This window comes from Piscicoccus intestinalis NBRC 104926, assembly GCF_001515525.1.
Taxonomy (GTDB): domain Bacteria; phylum Actinomycetota; class Actinomycetes; order Actinomycetales; family Dermatophilaceae; genus Kineosphaera; species Kineosphaera intestinalis.
Genome location: NZ_BCNQ01000111.1, coordinates 1 through 15,925, shown reverse-complemented (window position 1 = coordinate 15,925; position 15,925 = coordinate 1). Strand labels below are relative to the sequence as shown.

Here is a 15,925-nt window from a genome sequence, read left to right as displayed (position 1 = left end):
GCTCGACGCGCTCGCCGCAGGAGGCGGCGCCCGCGCGCCTGGCCGGCGTGCTGCCGGCCGACATCGTCGTGCACGCCGTCACCGTGGCCCCGGAGGGCTTCGACGCCCGCTTTTCCGCGACCGCCCGGCACTATCGCTACCTGCTGTGCGACCGCCCCGAACGGCTCGACCCGCTGCGCCGACGCGAGATCGTCGCGCACCGGCGCCCGCTCGACGTGGCCGCGATGAACGAGGCCGCCGGCCGGCTCGTCGGCCTGCACGACTTCGCCGCGTTCTGCAAGCGCCGCGAGGGGGCCACCACCGTGCGCACCCTGCTGCGCTACGAATGGCGCCGGCTCGACCGCCCGGGGGAGCCGCCGGCCGGTCTCATCGAGGGGGTCGTCGAGGCCGACGCCTTCTGCCACTCGATGGTGCGCTCGCTCGTCGGGGCCGTCGTGCCGGTCGGGGAGGGCCGCCGGGCGGTGGACTGGCCGCGGCAGGTGCTCACCGCCGCGCGCCGCGACCCCGCCGTCACCGTGATGCCCGCGCACGGGTTGTGCCTGGAGCGCGTGACCTACCCGGAGCCGGAGTTGCTCGCGGCGCGCGCTGCACAGGCCCGCGCGGTCCGCACCATCGACTAGGGTGTGACTCAGCTCACAGCATCGTACCGGACGCCCGACTCAAACGACCGTCCGACCTGCCGATCGGGGAGGCGGTCGAAGGGATCACCTCGGGGGAGGACCTTCGAAGTGCGGTTCGACCGCAGCGGCGTCCAGGACGCGCCGCGACCGGCATCACCGGGCTCAGGCTTCACTGTGGCGGGACGGCGTGAGTCCGGGGGTGGGACACGATGCAGGGGCGGGATCCGGGGGGATCCCGCCCCTCGTCGCGTGGTCGGCCCCGCGCTCGGTCATCGGGCGCCTCGGGGTGGCCGCGGGGGATCGACCGGGAGCGGGCACGTGTAGTAGGTGACCCGCCGGGCCGAGGGATTGCCGGCGCCGACCCGGCGGTACCGGCTCAGCAGCGCCCCGATCTCCTCCTGCAGGGCCTCGAGCTGCTCGTCGGTGACGAGCACGAGGTGGTCCTCCAGGCCGCACGCCTCCTGCCACGAGATCGGCCAGTCGGGCTGGGCGGTGAGCCACGCCTGCGCCTTGCCGGCGAAGTGCTGGATGTAGTCGCGGGCGAGCCAGTCGATCGCGGCGTCGTCGTCCTCGCCGGGGTCGTCGAGATCGATGAGGCGGTCCGCCGACGCCGCCTCCCACACGCGCCGCCGCCCGGAGCCGGAGCCGGTGTCGCGGATGAGCCCGGCGCCCTCGAGCCGGCGCAGGTGATACGAGGTGGCCCCGGTGTTCGTGCCGAGCGCCGCGGCCAGGTCGCTGGCCGTGGCCGCGCCGACCGTGCGCAGCTCCGCGAGCAGCCGGGAGCGCAGCGGATGGGCGAGCACACGCAGCGCCTCGGGGCCGACGGGATAGGGCGGGGGAGGCGGTTCGAGGTCACCGGGACCGGTCGTCATGCATAAAAGTTTTGCATGAAACCTCTGCATCGGCCTGGTCGACCGGCCTCGCGGCGCATGAAACCGCAGGTCAGCAGCGATCTCCAGGAATTTTGGAGCCGGTTCGGCAGCCGGTAAAGTAGAACGCGTTGTGCCGAACGCCCCAGCGGCGTCCCCGGGCCCAAGCTCCCGAGAGTGCACGACCCGCCTCCGTTGGTATCGCCGGCCGCGCCGTCGCGATGTCCGACGCGATCCGGAGGCAACCAGTGGGACCGCCGGCCGACGGTCCCACCGACCACAGTTCACAAGTCAAGGCAAGGCAGGTTTCCGGTGCGTACGTACACCCCCAAGCCCGGCGATATCGAGCGCACGTGGCACGTCATCGACGCCACCGACGTCGTGCTCGGTCGCCTCGCCTCGCAGGCGGCCCAGCTGCTGCGCGGCAAGCACAAGCCGACGTTCGCCCCGCACGTCGACACGGGCGACTTCGTCATCATCATCAACGCCGACAAGGTGGCCCTCACCGGCGCCAAGCTCGAGCAGAAGAAGGCCTACCGGCACTCCGGGTACCCGGGCGGCCTGCGCGCCACCTCGTACACCGAGCTCATGGCCAAGAACCCCCAGCGCGCGGTCGAGAAGGCCATCCGCGGCATGCTCCCGAAGAACTCCCTGGCCCGCCAGCAGCTCAGCAAGCTCAAGGTGTACGCCGGCGACACGCACCCGCACCAGGCCCAGAAGCCGGTGCCCTACGAGATCTCGCAGGTCGCGCAGTAAGCGCGGCGCCACCACCGTCAATCGCGCCGACTGCGCCGTAGACACCTGAATTCACGAGGAGAACCGTGAGCGACTACACCACCGACGCCGCGCTCGAGGAGAACGAGCCGGCACTGACCGAGTACACCTCCGAGTCCGAGGCCGCCGTCGGCGAGGAGGGCGTGCGCCGCCCCTCCGCCTCCGCGCCCGGCTCGGCCACCGGCCGCCGCAAGCAGGCCATCGCCCGCGTGCGCATCATCCCCGGCTCCGGGGAGTGGAAGATCAACGGGCGCACGCTCGAGGACTACTTCCCGAACAAGGTCCACCAGCAGATCGTCAACGAGCCCCTCAAGGTGCTCGAGCTCGACGGCGCCTACGACGTGCTCGTGCGCGTGCAGGGCGGCGGCCCCTCCGGCCAGGCCGGTGCCGTGCGCCTCGGCGTCGCCCGCTCGCTGAACGAGGTCGACTCCGAGCTGAACCGGCCCACCCTGAAGAAGGCCGGCTTCCTCACCCGCGACGCCCGCGTCCCCGAGCGCAAGAAGGCCGGTCTGAAGAAGGCGCGCAAGGCGCCGCAGTACTCCAAGCGCTGACCCCGGCGCTGGGCGCCGGTCTCAGCGCTCGGCTCCACAAGCGCTGATCAGGGCGGCCCGGGCAGGATTCTCGTCCCGCCTCCGGGCCGCCCTGGCGTGTTTACGCCGGTTGCGGCGTGTTCAGCGCCCCGAACCGCGACCGCCTCGGTCATCCTGAAACACAGGCGAAACTCGCGGCCCGGTGGGGGCGCTACGGCACCCACCGGGCTGGGCGACACAGCCCCGGCAGTCACCCGAAAGACCGCGACATCCACGCGCCGTCACGCGGCGCCCGAGGCAAGGAACTTTGATGGGACGACTCTTCGGCACCGACGGGGTGCGTGGCCTCGCGAACCGCGACATCACCGCCGAACTGGCTCTCAACCTCTCGGTCGCCGCGGCCCACGTGCTCGGTGACCGCGGCGACTTCGCCGGCCACCGGCCACGCGCGGTCGTCGGGCGCGACCCGCGAGCCTCCGGAGAGTTCCTGTCCGCCGCCGTCATCGCCGGCCTGGCGTCGGCGGGCGTCGACGTGCACGACGCGGGCGTGCTGCCCACCCCGGCCATCGCCTACCTCACGGCCGAACTCGACGCCGACCTCGGGGTGGTGCTCTCCGCCTCCCACAACCCGATGCCCGACAACGGCATCAAGTTCTTCGCCCGCGGCGGTCACAAGCTCGACGACGCCATCGAGGACGCTATCGAGGCGCAGCTCGACGCCCAGTGGCAGCGGCCCACCGGCGCCGACGTCGGCCGGGTCGTGCCGCTGACCGACGGGCCCGCCCGCTACGTCGCCCACCTCGTCTCCGCCCTGCCGAACCGGCTCGACGGGCTGCACGTCGTCATCGACGCGGCGCACGGCGCGGCGAGCATCGTCTCGCCGCAGGCGTTCCGCGCCGCCGGCGCGACCGTCGACGTCATCGGCGCCGACCCTGACGGGCTGAACATCAACGACGGCTACGGCTCGACCCACCTCGGCATGCTGCAGTCCGCCGTCGTCGAGAAGGGCGCCGACCTCGGGATCGCCCACGACGGCGACGCCGACCGCTGCCTCGCGGTCGACCACACCGGCGCGCCCGTCGACGGCGACCAGATCATGTCGATCCTCGCCGTCGCCATGCGCGAGCAGGGCACGCTGGCGCACGACACCCTCGTCGCCACCGTCATGAGCAACCTCGGCATGTTCCAGGCCATGGACCGCGAGGGCATCACCGTGCGCCAGACCGGAGTCGGTGACCGGTACGTGCTCGAGGACATGAAGGCCGGCGGCTACTCCCTCGGCGGCGAGCAGTCCGGCCACGTCGTGCTCCTGCAGCACGGCACCACCGGAGACGGCACGCTCACCGGCCTCATGCTCGCGGCCCGAGTGCGCGCGACCGGGCGCCCGCTGCGCGAACTGGCCGAGGTCATGTCCCGGTTGCCGCAGAAGATGATCAACGTCAAGGGCGTCGACAAGAACGCGGTCGAGGCCAACGAGCCCGTGCAGGCCGCGGTCGCCCAGGCGTCGCAGGAGCTCTCCGGCACCGGGCGGGTGTTGCTGCGCAAGTCCGGCACGGAACCGGTCGTGCGCGTCATGGTCGAGGCGCAGACCCCCGAGGAGGCCTCTGCGGTGTGCCATCGGCTCGCCGACGTCGTACGCGAGCACCTTTCTCTCTGAACGCAGTTCGCTCGCGGGGTCGAGCGTGAGGCTCGACGATGACTCGTCGTGGAATCGCGACGCCCGCTCAGAAGGTAGCGGTCGCCGGCGGCCGCGGGGAGCCGGGCAGGCGGGTCGTCCCGGTCCGCCGCGGCGGACTCGGGCGGGCCCCGGGCACCCCGCTGAGGGCACCGAGCGTTTCGACGACGGCCACCTCACCGGTGCCGAGGGAGAACGTCAGCCCGACGACCGCCATCGTGCCGGCGGACACCGCGGCGTCGACCAGCGGTGACGCCTCGACGAGGTCGTGCACCGAGAGCCGGACCCGCTCGGTGACCACCTGCTCCAGCACGGGCGCCGCGGGGCAGCGGTCCGCGCCACCGCGCCCCGCCGATGTAGCCGAGCCGTCGAGGGCCCGCAGCGTGGCGCCCTGGGGGCGGTCGGCGAGCGAGGCGGCGATCGCCGCGCATCCCTGATGGCCGACGACCGCCAGCAGCGGCAGCCGGTGGCGGCGCATCTGGCGCTCGAGCGCCGCGACGACGTCGGCGTCGACCGCGTGCCCGGGCGATCGCACGGTGACCAGGTCACCGAGGCCGCAGTCGAAGATCAGTTCCGGCGCCACCCGTGAGTCCGCGCAGCTGAACACGGCGGCGAACGGGTCGGGCGCCCGGCCCGCCTCCGTCCAGGTGCGCGGGTCGGGGTGGCGGCGGGTGTTGCCGGTGAAGCGATGGTTGCCGGCCAGGAGGGCCTCCAGGCAGCGTCGCGGCGTGGTGGGCCGCGGGAGCGGGGCAGCGGCAAGCGCACTCGTCATCGCGCATCCTCCGGGGCAGGCGAGGCCGGTCAACGCATCCCATCGGCCCCGCGAATCCCGTTCTGAGTGAAGCGCATCGCGTGGGGCCGCGAGGCGACCGGCGTCACCCTCGCGAGCCCGCGAGGGCCGGAGTCGTCACTGCCCGATGTCGCCGATGTGGTTGACGAGCCCGGCCCGACCCTCGGACAGCGCGTAGGTGAGTCCGACGATCGTCATCTGCCCGGCGTCGATCCGCTCCGCGAGCGCCCGGGAGCGTTCTTGGATGAGACCGACCGTCTGGCGCACGTGTTCGGCCTCGACGGCGTCGGCGCGCTCCTCCCCGCGGCGGTAGCTCGCGACGACGCTCGGGGTGACCCGTTCGACCAGATCGCGCAGGTATCCCGACGGCATCTCGCCCGACTCCATCGCCGCCATCGCGGCCTTCACCGCTCCGCACGAGTCGTGGCCGAGCACGACGATGAGCGGGATCTCCAGCACCGACGCGCCGAACTCCAGGGAGCCCAGGGCCGTCGGCCCGAGCACGTGGCCCGCGGTGCGCACGACGAAGAGGTCACCCAGACCCTGGTCGAAGATCACCTCGGCGGCCACCCGCGAGTCCGAGCAACCGAAGAAGGTCGCGAACGGCTTCTGGCCGCTGGCGAGTTCGCCGCGGTGCTCGACGCTCTGGTTGGGGTGCAGCGGCGAACCGCTGATGAACCGTTCGTTGCCCGCCTGCAGCTCGGCCCACGCCTGCGCGGGAGTACTGGGTCGATTGACCGCCGAGGTCGAGGGTTGGTCGCTCATGTCTCTCCGTGGGGGTTCGTCGCCCGGCGGGCCCGACGGCGGGCGTCGGGCCCGCCGGCGCGGGGCTGGGCTCTGCCGGTCGGCAGCCTGGTGTCGCCGACCCGGGTCAGGACGAGACGCCGCTGGAGTCGGAGTCGAGGTCGGGGCGCGTGCTGATCGTCATGGCGACCGGTTTGGCTCCGACCGTGGCGAAGAAGTCGTTGCCCTTGTCGTCGACGATGATGAACGCCGGGAAGTCCTTCACCTCGATCTTCCACACGGCCTCCATGCCGAGTTCGGGGTACTCGAGCACCTCGACCTTGGTGATGCAGTCCTGCGCGAGGCGCGCGGCCGGGCCGCCGATGGAGCCGAGGTAGAAGCCGCCGTGCGCGGCGCAGGCGTCGGTGACGGCCTTGCTGCGGTTGCCCTTGGCGAGCATGACCATCGAGCCGCCCTGCGCCTGGAACTGGTCGACATAGGAGTCCATGCGCCCGGCCGTCGTCGGGCCGAACGATCCGCTGGCCATGCCCTCGGGGGTCTTCGCCGGGCCCGCGTAGTACACCGGGTGGTCCTTGAGGTACTCCGGCATCTCTTCCCCGGCCTCGAGGCGCTCGCGGATCTTCGCGTGCGCGATGTCACGGGCCACGACCAGCGTGCCGGTCAGCGACAGCCGTGTCTTCACCGGGTGCTTGGTCAGCTCCGCGAGCACGTCGGGCATCGGCTGGGTGAGGTCGATCTTGACGACCCCGCCGGCTCCGGTGGAGGAGACGCCGATCGCCTCGTCGGCGTGGTCGCCGAGGTCGGTGTGGGTGGTGTCGGGCAGGTACTGGGCCGGTTCTGTCTCCAGCTGCTCGATGAAGACGCCCTCGGCGGTGATCTTCGCCAGCGCCTGCCGGTCGGCCGAGCAGGAGACGGCGATCGCCACGGGCAGCGACGCCCCGTGCCGGGGGAGGCGGATGACGCGCACGTCGTGGCAGAAGTACTTGCCGCCGAACTGGGCGCCGATGCCGAGCTCGCGGGTGAGCTCGTGCACCTTCTCCTCCATCTCGACGTCGCGGAAGCCGTGGCCGGTGGCGGGGTCGCCCTGGGTCGGCAGCGTGTCGAGGTAGCGGGCCGAGGCGTACTTGGCGGTCTTCAGCGCGAACTCGGCGCTGGTGCCGCCGATGACGACCGCGAGGTGGTACGGCGGGCAGGCCGCGGTGCCGAGGGAGGCGATCTTCTCGCGCAGGAAGTCCATCATGCGATCGGGCGACAGGATCGCCTTGGTCTCCTGGAACAGGTACGACTTGTTCGCGCTGCCGCCGCCCTTGGCCATGAAGAGGAACTTGTAGGTGTTCTCGTGGCCGGGCAGGGTGTCGGCGTACAACTCCACCTGCGCCGGCAGGTTGCAGCCGGTGTTCTTCTCGTCCCACATGGTCACCGGCGCCATCTGCGAGTACCGCAGGTTGAGCCGGGTGTAGGCGTCGAAGATGCCCTCGCTGATCGGGCGCTCGTCGACGCCCTCGGTCAGCACGTGCTGGCCGCGCTTGCCCATGACGATCGCGGTACCGGTGTCCTGACACATCGGGAGCACGCCGCCCGCGGCGATGTTCGCGTTCTTCAGCAGGTCGAGCGCGACGAACTTGTCGTTGTTGCTGGCCTCGGGGTCGTCGAGGATCTTGCGCAGCTGAGCCAGGTGCCCGGGCCGCAGGTAGTGCGCGATGTCGTGCATGGCGGTCTCGGTGAGCAGCCGCAGCGCCTCCGGCTCGACCTTGAGGAAGGTCATGCCGTCGGGGCCCTCGACCGTGCTGACGCCCTCGGTCGTCAACAGGCGGTAAGGAGTCTGGTCCTCACCGATGGGCAGCAGGTCTTCGTAGGCGAAATCTGGCATCGCGCGCTCCTTCGTGGTCCGGCGCAGGCTCGCGGATCAGCCTAGTCAGTGCGTGCCCTCGCGGGCGGGCCGTTGGTCCGACCGCTCGGAGCGGGGGGAGGCGGAGGCGGTCAGCCGGCGAGTTCGTCGCGGCGCGGCGGGTTGGCGCCGGCGCGGGCGACGGTGATGGCCGCGCAGGACAGGGCCCGGGTGACGGCCGGCTCGATCTGCGACCAATCGGCAGCCCGAAGGCGCTCGCGGGCGGCGGCGCCGCCGAGCAGGCCGGCGTCGAGCAGCCCGGACAGGATGCCCGACATGAACGAGTCGCCGGCGCCGACGGTGTCGACGACCTGCACGGCGGGGAGCCCGACCTGCTGGAACTCGCCCTGCACGTAGACGAGGGCGCCCTCGCCGCCGCGGGTGGCGACGACGACGGTGGCGCCGAGATCGGCCCAGTGCCGCAGCACCTCGGTGAGGTCCTGACCGTCGTACATCCAGTCGATGTCTTCGTCGCTGGCCTTGACGACGTCGCTGAGGGCGACGAGCTCCTCGACGCGCGGGCGCACAAGCTCGGAGTGACCCATGAGCTGGGGGCGGGCGTTGGGGTCGTAGGAGATCGTGTTCGTGTCGCGCACGCGGGTCATGACGTCGCGCACCGCGTCGCCGCCGGGCTGGAGCGTGGCGGCGATGGAGCCGGTGTGGAAGTGCGCGCCGGGCGGCACCGGCAGGTCACGGTCGAGATCCCACGTGATCTTGAACGCATAGGTCGCGGCGCCCTCGGTGTCGAGCAGGGCGGTGGCGGTCGGGGTGCGTTCGGCGCTGGTGCTTCCGTCGACGAGGCTGACGTTCTCGCCCGCCAGATGGTCTTTGATCCGCACCCCACGCTCGTCGGTGCCGATGTGGCACGCCAGCGCCGCCTCGTGCGTGAGCCGGGCCAGGCCGATGGCCACGTTCGCCGGGCTGCCGCCCACGTGCTCGTTCTCCCCCTCGCGGGACACGACGATGTCGATGAGTGCCTCTCCGGCGACGATGACGGGCTCATGCATGCCCTCACCGTAGTGCTCCCACCGCCGCCGCGGGGTGGGCGCCGCCCGTCCACCTCATCTCGCCCGTCCCGCGGGGCGAGGTGTTGCTCCGCGGGACTGTCGGAGAGGATGGGCGGGTGAGCACGACACCCCCTCCCGACGGATCGCCCACGCCCTCGGGGCCGACCCAGGGCTCGGCGAGCCCCTCGGGCGCTCCGGCCGCACCCGCCCGGCGATCGCACGGGGGCGGCAACTGGCGCAGCCTCGTGTTGTCGATGCTGATCGTGCTCGCTGTCGTGTTTGCCTGGCTGTCGCTGATGCCGCGCCCGGCCCGCATCGAGCGGCCGACGGTCGACGTGGCCGCCTCGGCCGACTATTTGCTCTCCAGCACCGGGGTGCGGGTGCTCATGCCCACGGTGGATCCGCCGTGGCGGCCGACGAGCGTGCGCACGACAGACGACGCGGGGATGCCGGGATGGCACGCCGGCTGGACGCAGGGCGACGACGAGACCGCCTATCTGGGCGTCGAGCAGGCTCCTTCCCGGGATCAGACCTCGGACGCGAACTGGCTTGCGGCGCAGATCGGTTCGGGCCGTAACACCGGGAGTCGTCAGATCGCCGGCCGGGACTGGCGGGTCTACCAGAGCACGGGTGACCCCGTCCGCACCAGCCTCGCGGCCGATGTGGACGGCACGCTCGTGGTGGTCGACGGGCTGACCGATCCGGACACGCTCGCGACCGTGGCCGCCTCCCTGCGGCCGTACCAGTCGGCCGGTTCGGCCGCCCCGACCTCCTGAGGCGGCGGGGGCGTTCGAGGCCCTGGGCCAGGCGCCGCTGAATGCGGCGGCCGTACGACTCGCCTCCAGGGCGTCACCGTCTCCGGCAGAGCATCGCGTGGCTGCGCGCGTGCCTAATCAGGCCCAGAGCGCGATCGCGACGAGCAGCAGCCCGCTTCTTCTGACTTGCATCTTCTGACCAGCGCAGGGACTGGGCGTCACCGCGTTCGCCCGAGTGCGGAGGCGACCAGCCCTGTCAGGTGAATGGCATGCAGGTGTGGCGCGGCTCTCGCCGGTCACACGTGGGAGGTCAGTGCGCCGGGTTCTCGCCCTCAGGCGATGTGTTTGCGTCGGCTTCTGTACCGTCCAGGCGGGCCTGGGCACCGTCGAGCCAGCTGGTGCAGTGGGCGGCGAGGGCCTCGCCTCGTTCCCAGAGGGTCATCGAGGCCTCGAGGCCGAGTTGGCCGCTCTCGAGGCGGGCGACGATGCCGACGAGTTCGTCACGCGCCTGTTCGTAGCTCAGCGTGGAGACCTCGGGCAGCTCGGCGGTGTCGGTGGAGGATTCGGGCATGATCACGCCTTCGCGTCGGGAGTGGTCGGAGTCGGGGTGGCCGGGTCGTTCGGCTCGGCGGGGTCTTTCGGTTCGGCGGGCTCTTTGGGTTCGGCTCGGACGTCGGAGTGGTCGGTCGACGGCGCCGCACGGTCGGTGGCTTTGACGGCCGGCGCGGCCTTCGGGGCGTTCGCGTCGTCCGCGGTCTCCGCGGTCTCCGCGGTCTCCGCGGCGTCTGCGGCCTTCGCGGTCTTCGCGGCCGGGGCGGACTGTGACCCGCGTCCCCGCGCCCGGGAATTCTTGGGCGCCGCCGGTCGGGTCACCGGCTTGACCGCGAAGTCCCCGCGCGCCACCCGCACCCGTAGCACTTCCTCGGCATCGACCTCGGCACGGTCGGTGACGGCGGCGCCGTCGGCGTGGGAGACGACCGCGTAGCCGCGGTCGAGGGTCGACTGCGGAGACAGGCTGCGCGCCCGGGCGCGTAGGTGCCCGATCTCGTCGAGGGCCCGCTCGAGGCGGATCGCCAGCACCCGGCGGCCACGCTCACGCTCGGCCTCGACCTGGAGGCGGTGCGGTTGCACCATGGCCGCCGGCGAGGCGAGCACGGGGCGGGAGCGGATGGTGGCCAGCCGGTCGGCCTCCGCGGTGAGGCGTCGCTGCAGGGCTCCGCGAATACGGGCGCGCGCCCGGTCGACCCCGGCGAGCTCCGCCGCAGCATCGGGCACGATCCGCTTGGCGGCATCGGTGGGGGTGGAGGCGCGCAGGTCGGCGACGAAGTCGAGCAGCGGGGTGTCGATGTCGTGGCCGATCGCGCTGACGACGGGTGTGCGGGCGGCGCTCACCGCCCGCACGAGCGCCTCGTTGCTGAACGGCAACAGGTCTTCGAAGGAGCCACCACCGCGGGTGATGACGATGACGTCGACATGGTCGAGGGCGTCGAGTTCGAGCAGGGCGGAGCGGACGGCGGCCACGGCATCGGTGCCCTGCACCGGCACCTGCCGGATCTCGAAAGGCAAAGCCGGCCACCGGCGCCGGGCGTTCTCGACGACGTCGCGCTCGGCCGCGCTGTTGCGGCCGCACACGAGGCCCACGCAACGAGGCAGGAACGGGGGCCGGCGCTTGCGCTCGGCGTCGAACACTCCCTCGGCCGCGAGCATGCGCTTGAGCTGCTCGAGCCGGGCCAGCAGCTCGCCCTCGCCGACGGGGCGGATCGCGCGCCCCTCCATCTGCAGGGTGCCGCGCTTGGGCCAGAACCCCGGCTTGATGTGCACCACGACCCGGGACCCCTCGGCCATCGGCATGCCCGCGAGCTCGAACGCGCGCACCGGCATCGAGACCGGCAACGAGACGTCGGTGTCGGCGTCGCGCAGCGTGAGGTAGCAGTACTGCGCGTCGCCGCGGCGGTTGAGCTGCACGATCTGACCCTCGACCCAGACCGCCGACATCTTGGCGATGTAGTCGCCCATCTTCACCGACAGCAGGCGCACCGGCCACGGCTGCTCGGCCGAGGTGTCGGCGGCCCGCTCAGGCAGCGGCGCTCGGGCTGGTTGGCTCACGCGCGCCAGTATTCAACAGAGCACCGACAAGACTCGTTAGCCGCCGCGCGTCGTCGCCCGTTCCTGCTGGCAACCCTCCCCATCGGAGCAGCACGATGCGGTTCATGTCGTGTCCTCCGTACATTTGGGTCATGGCTGAGCCGCGCGTCGTCGCTGATCACCGCATCATGGGCGGGGTTCCGTGCATCCGTGACACGCGCATTCCCGTGGCGACGCTGGTTGGGCTTGTCGCGCAGGGAGCGTCCTTCGACGAGATCGTGGCCGACTACCCGCAGCTGACGACCGCTGATGTGCGCGCAGCCTTGCAGTTCGCTGCGGATGCAGTGAGCGAGCGGCAGGTTCCACTGGCGACCCCGGCGTGAGGTTCCTGCTCGATGAGTGCATCAGCACCCGGCTCATCCTCCTCTTGACATCCGCTGGTCATGACGTCGAACACGTCACGGTCTGCGGCCTGGCCGGCCGCATCGACGACGAAGTGCTCGAGGCGGCTCGCGCCCAAGAGCGAGTACTGGTCTCGGCCGATACCGACTTCGGCGAACTGCTCGCCAGACACAGCGCGGTTCTGCTCAGCCTGGTGCTGTTCCGCCAGGGGAACCGAGGAGCCGAGCATCAGGCGCGGACGCTCCTGGAGAATATCGACGAGATTGAGGAGGACCTTGCCACTGGGGCAATCGCGGTGTTCACGCAGAACAGCATCCGGATTCGGGCCCTACCGATCGGCCGCAGGTCGGACCGATAACCTCACGGGCGCCGATGGCCAGGCTCGGTTTGGAGTGAAGCGATCCGTGTCCAGTCCTCGTGGATGTCGTGTCCAGCCAGGCTGCCTAGGATGGCGGGCGTGATTGCCGAGAAGAAGGTCCTGCTCGCTGCCCCGCGCGGCTACTGCGCCGGGGTCGACCGCGCTGTCGTCACGGTCGAGAAGGCCCTGGAGCTCTACGGTCCGCCGGTCTACGTGCGCAAGCAGATCGTGCACAACAAGCACGTCGTGACCACGCTGGAGAAGCGGGGCGCGATCTTCGTCGACGAGACCGACCAGGTGCCCGAAGGTGCCACGGTGGTCTTCTCGGCGCACGGGGTGGCGCCGGTGGTGCACGAGGAGGCCAAGTCGCTGTCGCTGAAAACCATCGACGCGACGTGCCCGCTGGTCACCAAGGTGCACCGCGAGGCCGTGCGCTTCGCCGACTCCGACTTCGACATCCTGCTCATCGGCCACGAGGGCCACGAAGAGGTCGTCGGCACCTCCGGCGAGGCTCCCGAGCACGTCACGATCGTCGACGGCCCCGACGACGTCGACAACGTGCAGGTCCGCGACCCCGAGAAGGTCGTCTGGCTCTCCCAGACCACGCTCTCGGTCGACGAGACGATGGAGACGGTGCGCCGCCTGCGCGAACGATTCCCCGCGCTGCAGGACCCGCCGAGCGACGACATCTGCTACGCGACGCAGAACCGTCAGCTCGCCGTCAAGGCGATGGCTCCGCGCACCGACCTCATGCTCGTCGTCGGCTCGCGCAACTCCTCCAACTCGGTGCGGCTCGTCGAGGTTGCTCTCGAACACGGCGCCGGCAGTGGGCATCTGGTCGATTACGCCGACGAGATCGACGAGGCCTGGCTTGAGGGCGTCGAGACGGTGGGTGTGACGAGTGGTGCCTCGGTGCCGGAAGTGCTCGTGCGTGACGTGCTGACCTACCTGGCCGAGCGGGGCTACGGCGATGTCGAGCCGATCGTGGCGGCGCAGGAGAGCCTGCTGTTCGCGCTGCCCAACGAATTGCGGCGCGAGATGAAGGCCCGCGGGCAGACCGACTCCGGCAAGGTGCGGCACGACGCCGCGACCCACCTGCACTGAGCTGGCACTGAGCCTGCCCTGAGGCGAATGATGGGGCTCAGCAGCCGGGGGGGCGGCGGTTTTCCAGGATCGTCGTCAACGCGCGGCGCAGGGCCTCGTCGTCGGCGCCCAGCATCGCGGCCCAGCGTTGCTCGATCTGAACACAGCACTCGCGCACCACTTCACGCGCCCGGCGCCCGGAGTCGGTGAGTTCGACGAGGCGCGCGCGCCCGTCGCTGGGGTCGGGGCGCAGCACGATGTAGCCGCCGGCGTCGAGCTGGGTGAGCTGCTGGCTCACTGCCTGTTTGCTCACCCCGCAGCGGCCGACGATCTGGCTCGCTCGTAGGGGCTCGTCGTCGAGGTGGCGCAAGACCGTGCGGTAGTGGGCGAGCGAGACGCCGGGAACGTCGCTGTGAGCGATGAGCTCGTCGAACTCCGCAGCGAACGCGTCGTGCGCCTTGCCGAGCATCGCGACCAGAGGGATCTGGTCGTCTGCCGCGGCGTCACAGGTCGTTGGCGTGCCGACCGGGCGTGGCGGGGCCGTGTTCGGCGTCGTTGTCGTGGCCTCCATGCTGGCGATCGTACGCCGATAGTCAGCGGCTTGACTAATCTTCTTCGCTAGGGGCAGGATGGTCAACGACTTGACCAAGCGTGCTCGTCCGGGTGCGTTCGTATGGAAAGGCTTTGTGCTGTGAACGTTCTGGTGTTGCTCGGCAGCCTGCGGGACGGCTCCTCGAGCCGCCGCCTCACCGAGGCTGCCACGGCGGATCTGGGGGAGGACGTGGCGGTGGAGATCAGTGAACTTCCGCGCCTGCTGCCTCACTACGACCAGGATCTCGACCGCCCGAGGCCCTCCCGGAGCAGGTCGACGCCTTCCGTGCGCAGGTGGCGGCGGCCGACGCCCTGCTTGTGGTGACTCCTGAGTACAACGGGTCGCTGCCGGGCGTGTTGAAGAACGCCATCGACTGGGCGTCCCGTCCGCGCGGAGCCAGTTCCCTTGACGGTTTGCGGGCCGCCGTGCTCAGCGTGAGCCCGTCGCCCCGGGGCGCGCAGTGGGCCCGCGAGGACGCCGTCAAGGTGCTCACGGTCGCCGGAGCCTCCGTGGAAGACCGGGCCGCCGGGCTCGGCTCCTCGAGCGCCGTCCTCGGCGAGAATCTCGACCTTCCAGCCCTGGAGGCTGTGCGTTCCGTCGTGCGCTCGCTGACCACGGTGCCGGTCGCGGCCTGAGCCCGACCGCCGGCGCGGGCCGCCTCATCCCGTATCCGCCCTCGAGTCGCCCCTTGGGCGGACACCCCAGTCGGTCACGGTGTCTCGCAGGTGCCGCGCGTCGCGCGTCTGCCGCCCGTCGTCGAGCACGTCGAGAGTGATGTCGAGGCTGTCGTCGATGAGCTCCGCCGCGGTGAGCGGCCGCGGAGTGGCCTCGAGCGGCGGGGGAGCGGGCACCGGCTCCGCGGCGAGGTCGAGCTCGTGCATGCGGCGCGAGGTGACGAGCACCCGCGTTTCGAGCGTGCCGACCATCGCGTTGTAGGTCTCGACGCTGCGGCGCAGGCTGGCGCCCATCTTCGTGACGTGACCGCCCAGCGTGGCGAGCCGCTCGTGCAGTTCGCGACCGAGCACGAGCAGCTCGCGGGCGTTGGCGGCCAGCGACTCCTGCTGCCAGGTGTGCGCGACCGTGCGCATGAGCGCGAGCAGCGTGGCCGGTGAGGCCAGTGCCACGTGCCGGCGCATCGCGGACTCGAACAACTCCGGGTCGTGCTCGATCGCCGCCGCCAGCACCGCCTCGCTCGGCACGAAGCACACCACCAGCCGGGGTGATTCGTCGAAGGCCGACCAGTAGTCCTTGGCGGCCAGCCCATCGACGTGGCGGCGCAGCGCGGCGGTGTGCGAACGCATCTTGGCCTCGCGTTGCGACGGCGACAGGTCGGGCCGCTGCGCCTCGAGGAACGCGCTCAGCGGCGCCTTGGCGTCGACGACGAGCACCTTGTCGCCGGGCAGGCGCAGGACGACATCGGGCCGCACGGCGGCCTCGTGCCGGCTCACCGCCTGAACCTGCTCGTCGAAGTCGCAGCGCGCGAGCATGCCGGCCGACTCCAGCACCCGCCGCAGCTGCGTCTCGCCCCACAGGCCACGCACCGTGGAGGCGTTGAGCGACCCCGCTAGGCTCGCCGTCTGATCCCGCAACGCCCGAGTGGAGGCGGTCACCTCCCCGAGGCGCTCGCCGAGCTCGCCGTACTGCTCGACCCGGTCGCGCTCCAGCACGCTGACCTGCCGTTCGACGCGGGACAGGGTCGCGGCCAACGGCGCCAGCGTCAGCGCGCGCGCCTCGCCGTCGTCGGCGCGGGCGG

General features: G+C 71.5%; 17 protein-coding genes and 1 pseudogene. 9 read left to right on the top strand and 9 right to left on the bottom strand.

Annotated elements, in window-relative coordinates; genetic code table 11:
* Window positions 1-620 (top strand): tRNA pseudouridine synthase A (locus tag PINTE_RS15795; protein WP_068432708.1); only part of this gene is annotated, 620 nt, incomplete at its 5' end.
* Between the two features lie 269 nt (window positions 621-889).
* On the opposite strand, the gene PINTE_RS15790 is transcribed toward PINTE_RS15795, so the two are convergent.
* Entirely contained in the window at window positions 890-1,492 is a 603-nt protein-coding gene (locus tag PINTE_RS15790; protein ID WP_068432706.1) for a winged helix-turn-helix domain-containing protein, read from the bottom strand.
* Between the two features lie 309 nt (window positions 1,493-1,801).
* On the opposite strand from PINTE_RS15790, the gene rplM reads away from it, so the two are divergent.
* From rplM to glmM, 3 genes are all read left to right on the top strand, one after another.
* Window positions 1,802-2,245, top strand: coding sequence for a 50S ribosomal protein L13 (gene rplM, locus PINTE_RS15785; protein WP_068432704.1), 444 nt, complete (start codon window positions 1,802-1,804; stop codon window positions 2,243-2,245).
* Window positions 2,246-2,310: 65 nt separating this feature from the next.
* The gene (gene rpsI / locus PINTE_RS15780; protein ID WP_068432702.1) at window positions 2,311-2,814 is read left to right on the top strand and encodes a 30S ribosomal protein S9; all 504 of its coding nucleotides are present in this window, start codon (window positions 2,311-2,313) and stop codon (window positions 2,812-2,814) included.
* 289 nt (window positions 2,815-3,103) lie between these two features.
* The gene (gene glmM, locus PINTE_RS15775; RefSeq protein ID WP_068432700.1) at window positions 3,104-4,450 is read left to right on the top strand and encodes a phosphoglucosamine mutase; all 1,347 of its coding nucleotides are present in this window, start codon (window positions 3,104-3,106) and stop codon (window positions 4,448-4,450) included.
* A gap of 67 nt (window positions 4,451-4,517) precedes the next feature.
* On the opposite strand, the gene PINTE_RS15770 is transcribed toward glmM, so the two are convergent.
* From PINTE_RS15770 to PINTE_RS15755, 4 genes are all read right to left on the bottom strand, one after another.
* On the bottom strand, window positions 4,518-5,240 hold the full coding sequence (locus tag PINTE_RS15770; protein ID WP_068432698.1) for a carbonic anhydrase: 723 nt from the start codon (window positions 5,238-5,240) through the stop codon (window positions 4,518-4,520).
* Between the two features lie 135 nt (window positions 5,241-5,375).
* A complete protein-coding gene (locus PINTE_RS15765) occupies window positions 5,376-6,023 on the bottom strand; it encodes a carbonic anhydrase (protein WP_068432693.1) in 648 nt (215 codons plus the stop codon).
* 106 nt (window positions 6,024-6,129) lie between these two features.
* Window positions 6,130-7,872 (bottom strand): fumarate hydratase, encoded by a 1,743-nt coding sequence (locus tag PINTE_RS15760; protein ID WP_068432687.1) that lies wholly within the window; start codon window positions 7,870-7,872, stop codon window positions 6,130-6,132.
* A 110-nt stretch (window positions 7,873-7,982) separates the two neighbouring features.
* Window positions 7,983-8,897, bottom strand: a complete 915-nt coding sequence (locus PINTE_RS15755; RefSeq protein ID WP_068432677.1) for a carbohydrate kinase family protein — start codon at window positions 8,895-8,897, stop codon at window positions 7,983-7,985.
* 80 nt (window positions 8,898-8,977) lie between these two features.
* Between PINTE_RS15755 and PINTE_RS15750 the strand changes: the two genes are divergently transcribed.
* Window positions 8,978-9,673 carry a DUF4245 family protein gene (locus PINTE_RS15750; RefSeq protein ID WP_306304866.1) on the top strand — a complete coding sequence of 232 codons (696 nt, stop codon included), beginning with the start codon at window positions 8,978-8,980 and terminating at the stop codon, window positions 9,671-9,673.
* Window positions 9,674-9,962: 289 nt separating this feature from the next.
* Here PINTE_RS15750 and PINTE_RS15745 read toward each other — a convergent pair whose 3' ends face one another.
* Window positions 9,963-10,223 carry an exodeoxyribonuclease VII small subunit gene (locus tag PINTE_RS15745; RefSeq protein ID WP_068432710.1) on the bottom strand — a complete coding sequence of 87 codons (261 nt, stop codon included), beginning with the start codon at window positions 10,221-10,223 and terminating at the stop codon, window positions 9,963-9,965.
* 2 nt (window positions 10,224-10,225) lie between these two features.
* Window positions 10,226-11,758, bottom strand: coding sequence for an exodeoxyribonuclease VII large subunit (gene xseA, locus PINTE_RS15740; RefSeq protein ID WP_245642986.1), 1,533 nt, complete (start codon window positions 11,756-11,758; stop codon window positions 10,226-10,228).
* Window positions 11,759-11,889: 131 nt separating this feature from the next.
* Between xseA and PINTE_RS15735 the strand changes: the two genes are divergently transcribed.
* From PINTE_RS15735 to PINTE_RS15725, 3 genes are all read left to right on the top strand, one after another.
* On the top strand, window positions 11,890-12,120 hold the full coding sequence (locus PINTE_RS15735) for a DUF433 domain-containing protein (protein WP_068432673.1): 231 nt from the start codon (window positions 11,890-11,892) through the stop codon (window positions 12,118-12,120).
* Window positions 12,117-12,497 (top strand): DUF5615 family PIN-like protein, encoded by a 381-nt coding sequence (locus PINTE_RS15730; RefSeq protein ID WP_068432671.1) that lies wholly within the window; start codon window positions 12,117-12,119, stop codon window positions 12,495-12,497. Before PINTE_RS15735 ends, PINTE_RS15730 begins: the two co-directional genes overlap by 4 nt.
* 90 nt (window positions 12,498-12,587) lie before the next feature.
* Window positions 12,588-13,601, top strand: a complete 1,014-nt coding sequence (locus PINTE_RS15725; RefSeq protein WP_068432669.1) for a 4-hydroxy-3-methylbut-2-enyl diphosphate reductase — start codon at window positions 12,588-12,590, stop codon at window positions 13,599-13,601.
* Between the two features lie 37 nt (window positions 13,602-13,638).
* Here PINTE_RS15725 and PINTE_RS15720 read toward each other — a convergent pair whose 3' ends face one another.
* Entirely contained in the window at window positions 13,639-14,151 is a 513-nt protein-coding gene (locus PINTE_RS15720) for a MarR family winged helix-turn-helix transcriptional regulator (protein WP_068432667.1), read from the bottom strand.
* A gap of 102 nt (window positions 14,152-14,253) precedes the next feature.
* On the opposite strand from PINTE_RS15720, the pseudogene PINTE_RS25085 reads away from it, so the two are divergent.
* Window positions 14,254-14,807: pseudogene (locus PINTE_RS25085) on the top strand (NAD(P)H-dependent oxidoreductase).
* Window positions 14,808-14,831: 24 nt separating this feature from the next.
* Here the strand turns inward: PINTE_RS25085 and PINTE_RS15705 are convergent.
* The coding region (locus tag PINTE_RS15705) for a DNA recombination protein RmuC (protein WP_068432661.1) at window positions 14,832-15,925 on the bottom strand (1,094 nt) is incomplete at its 5' end.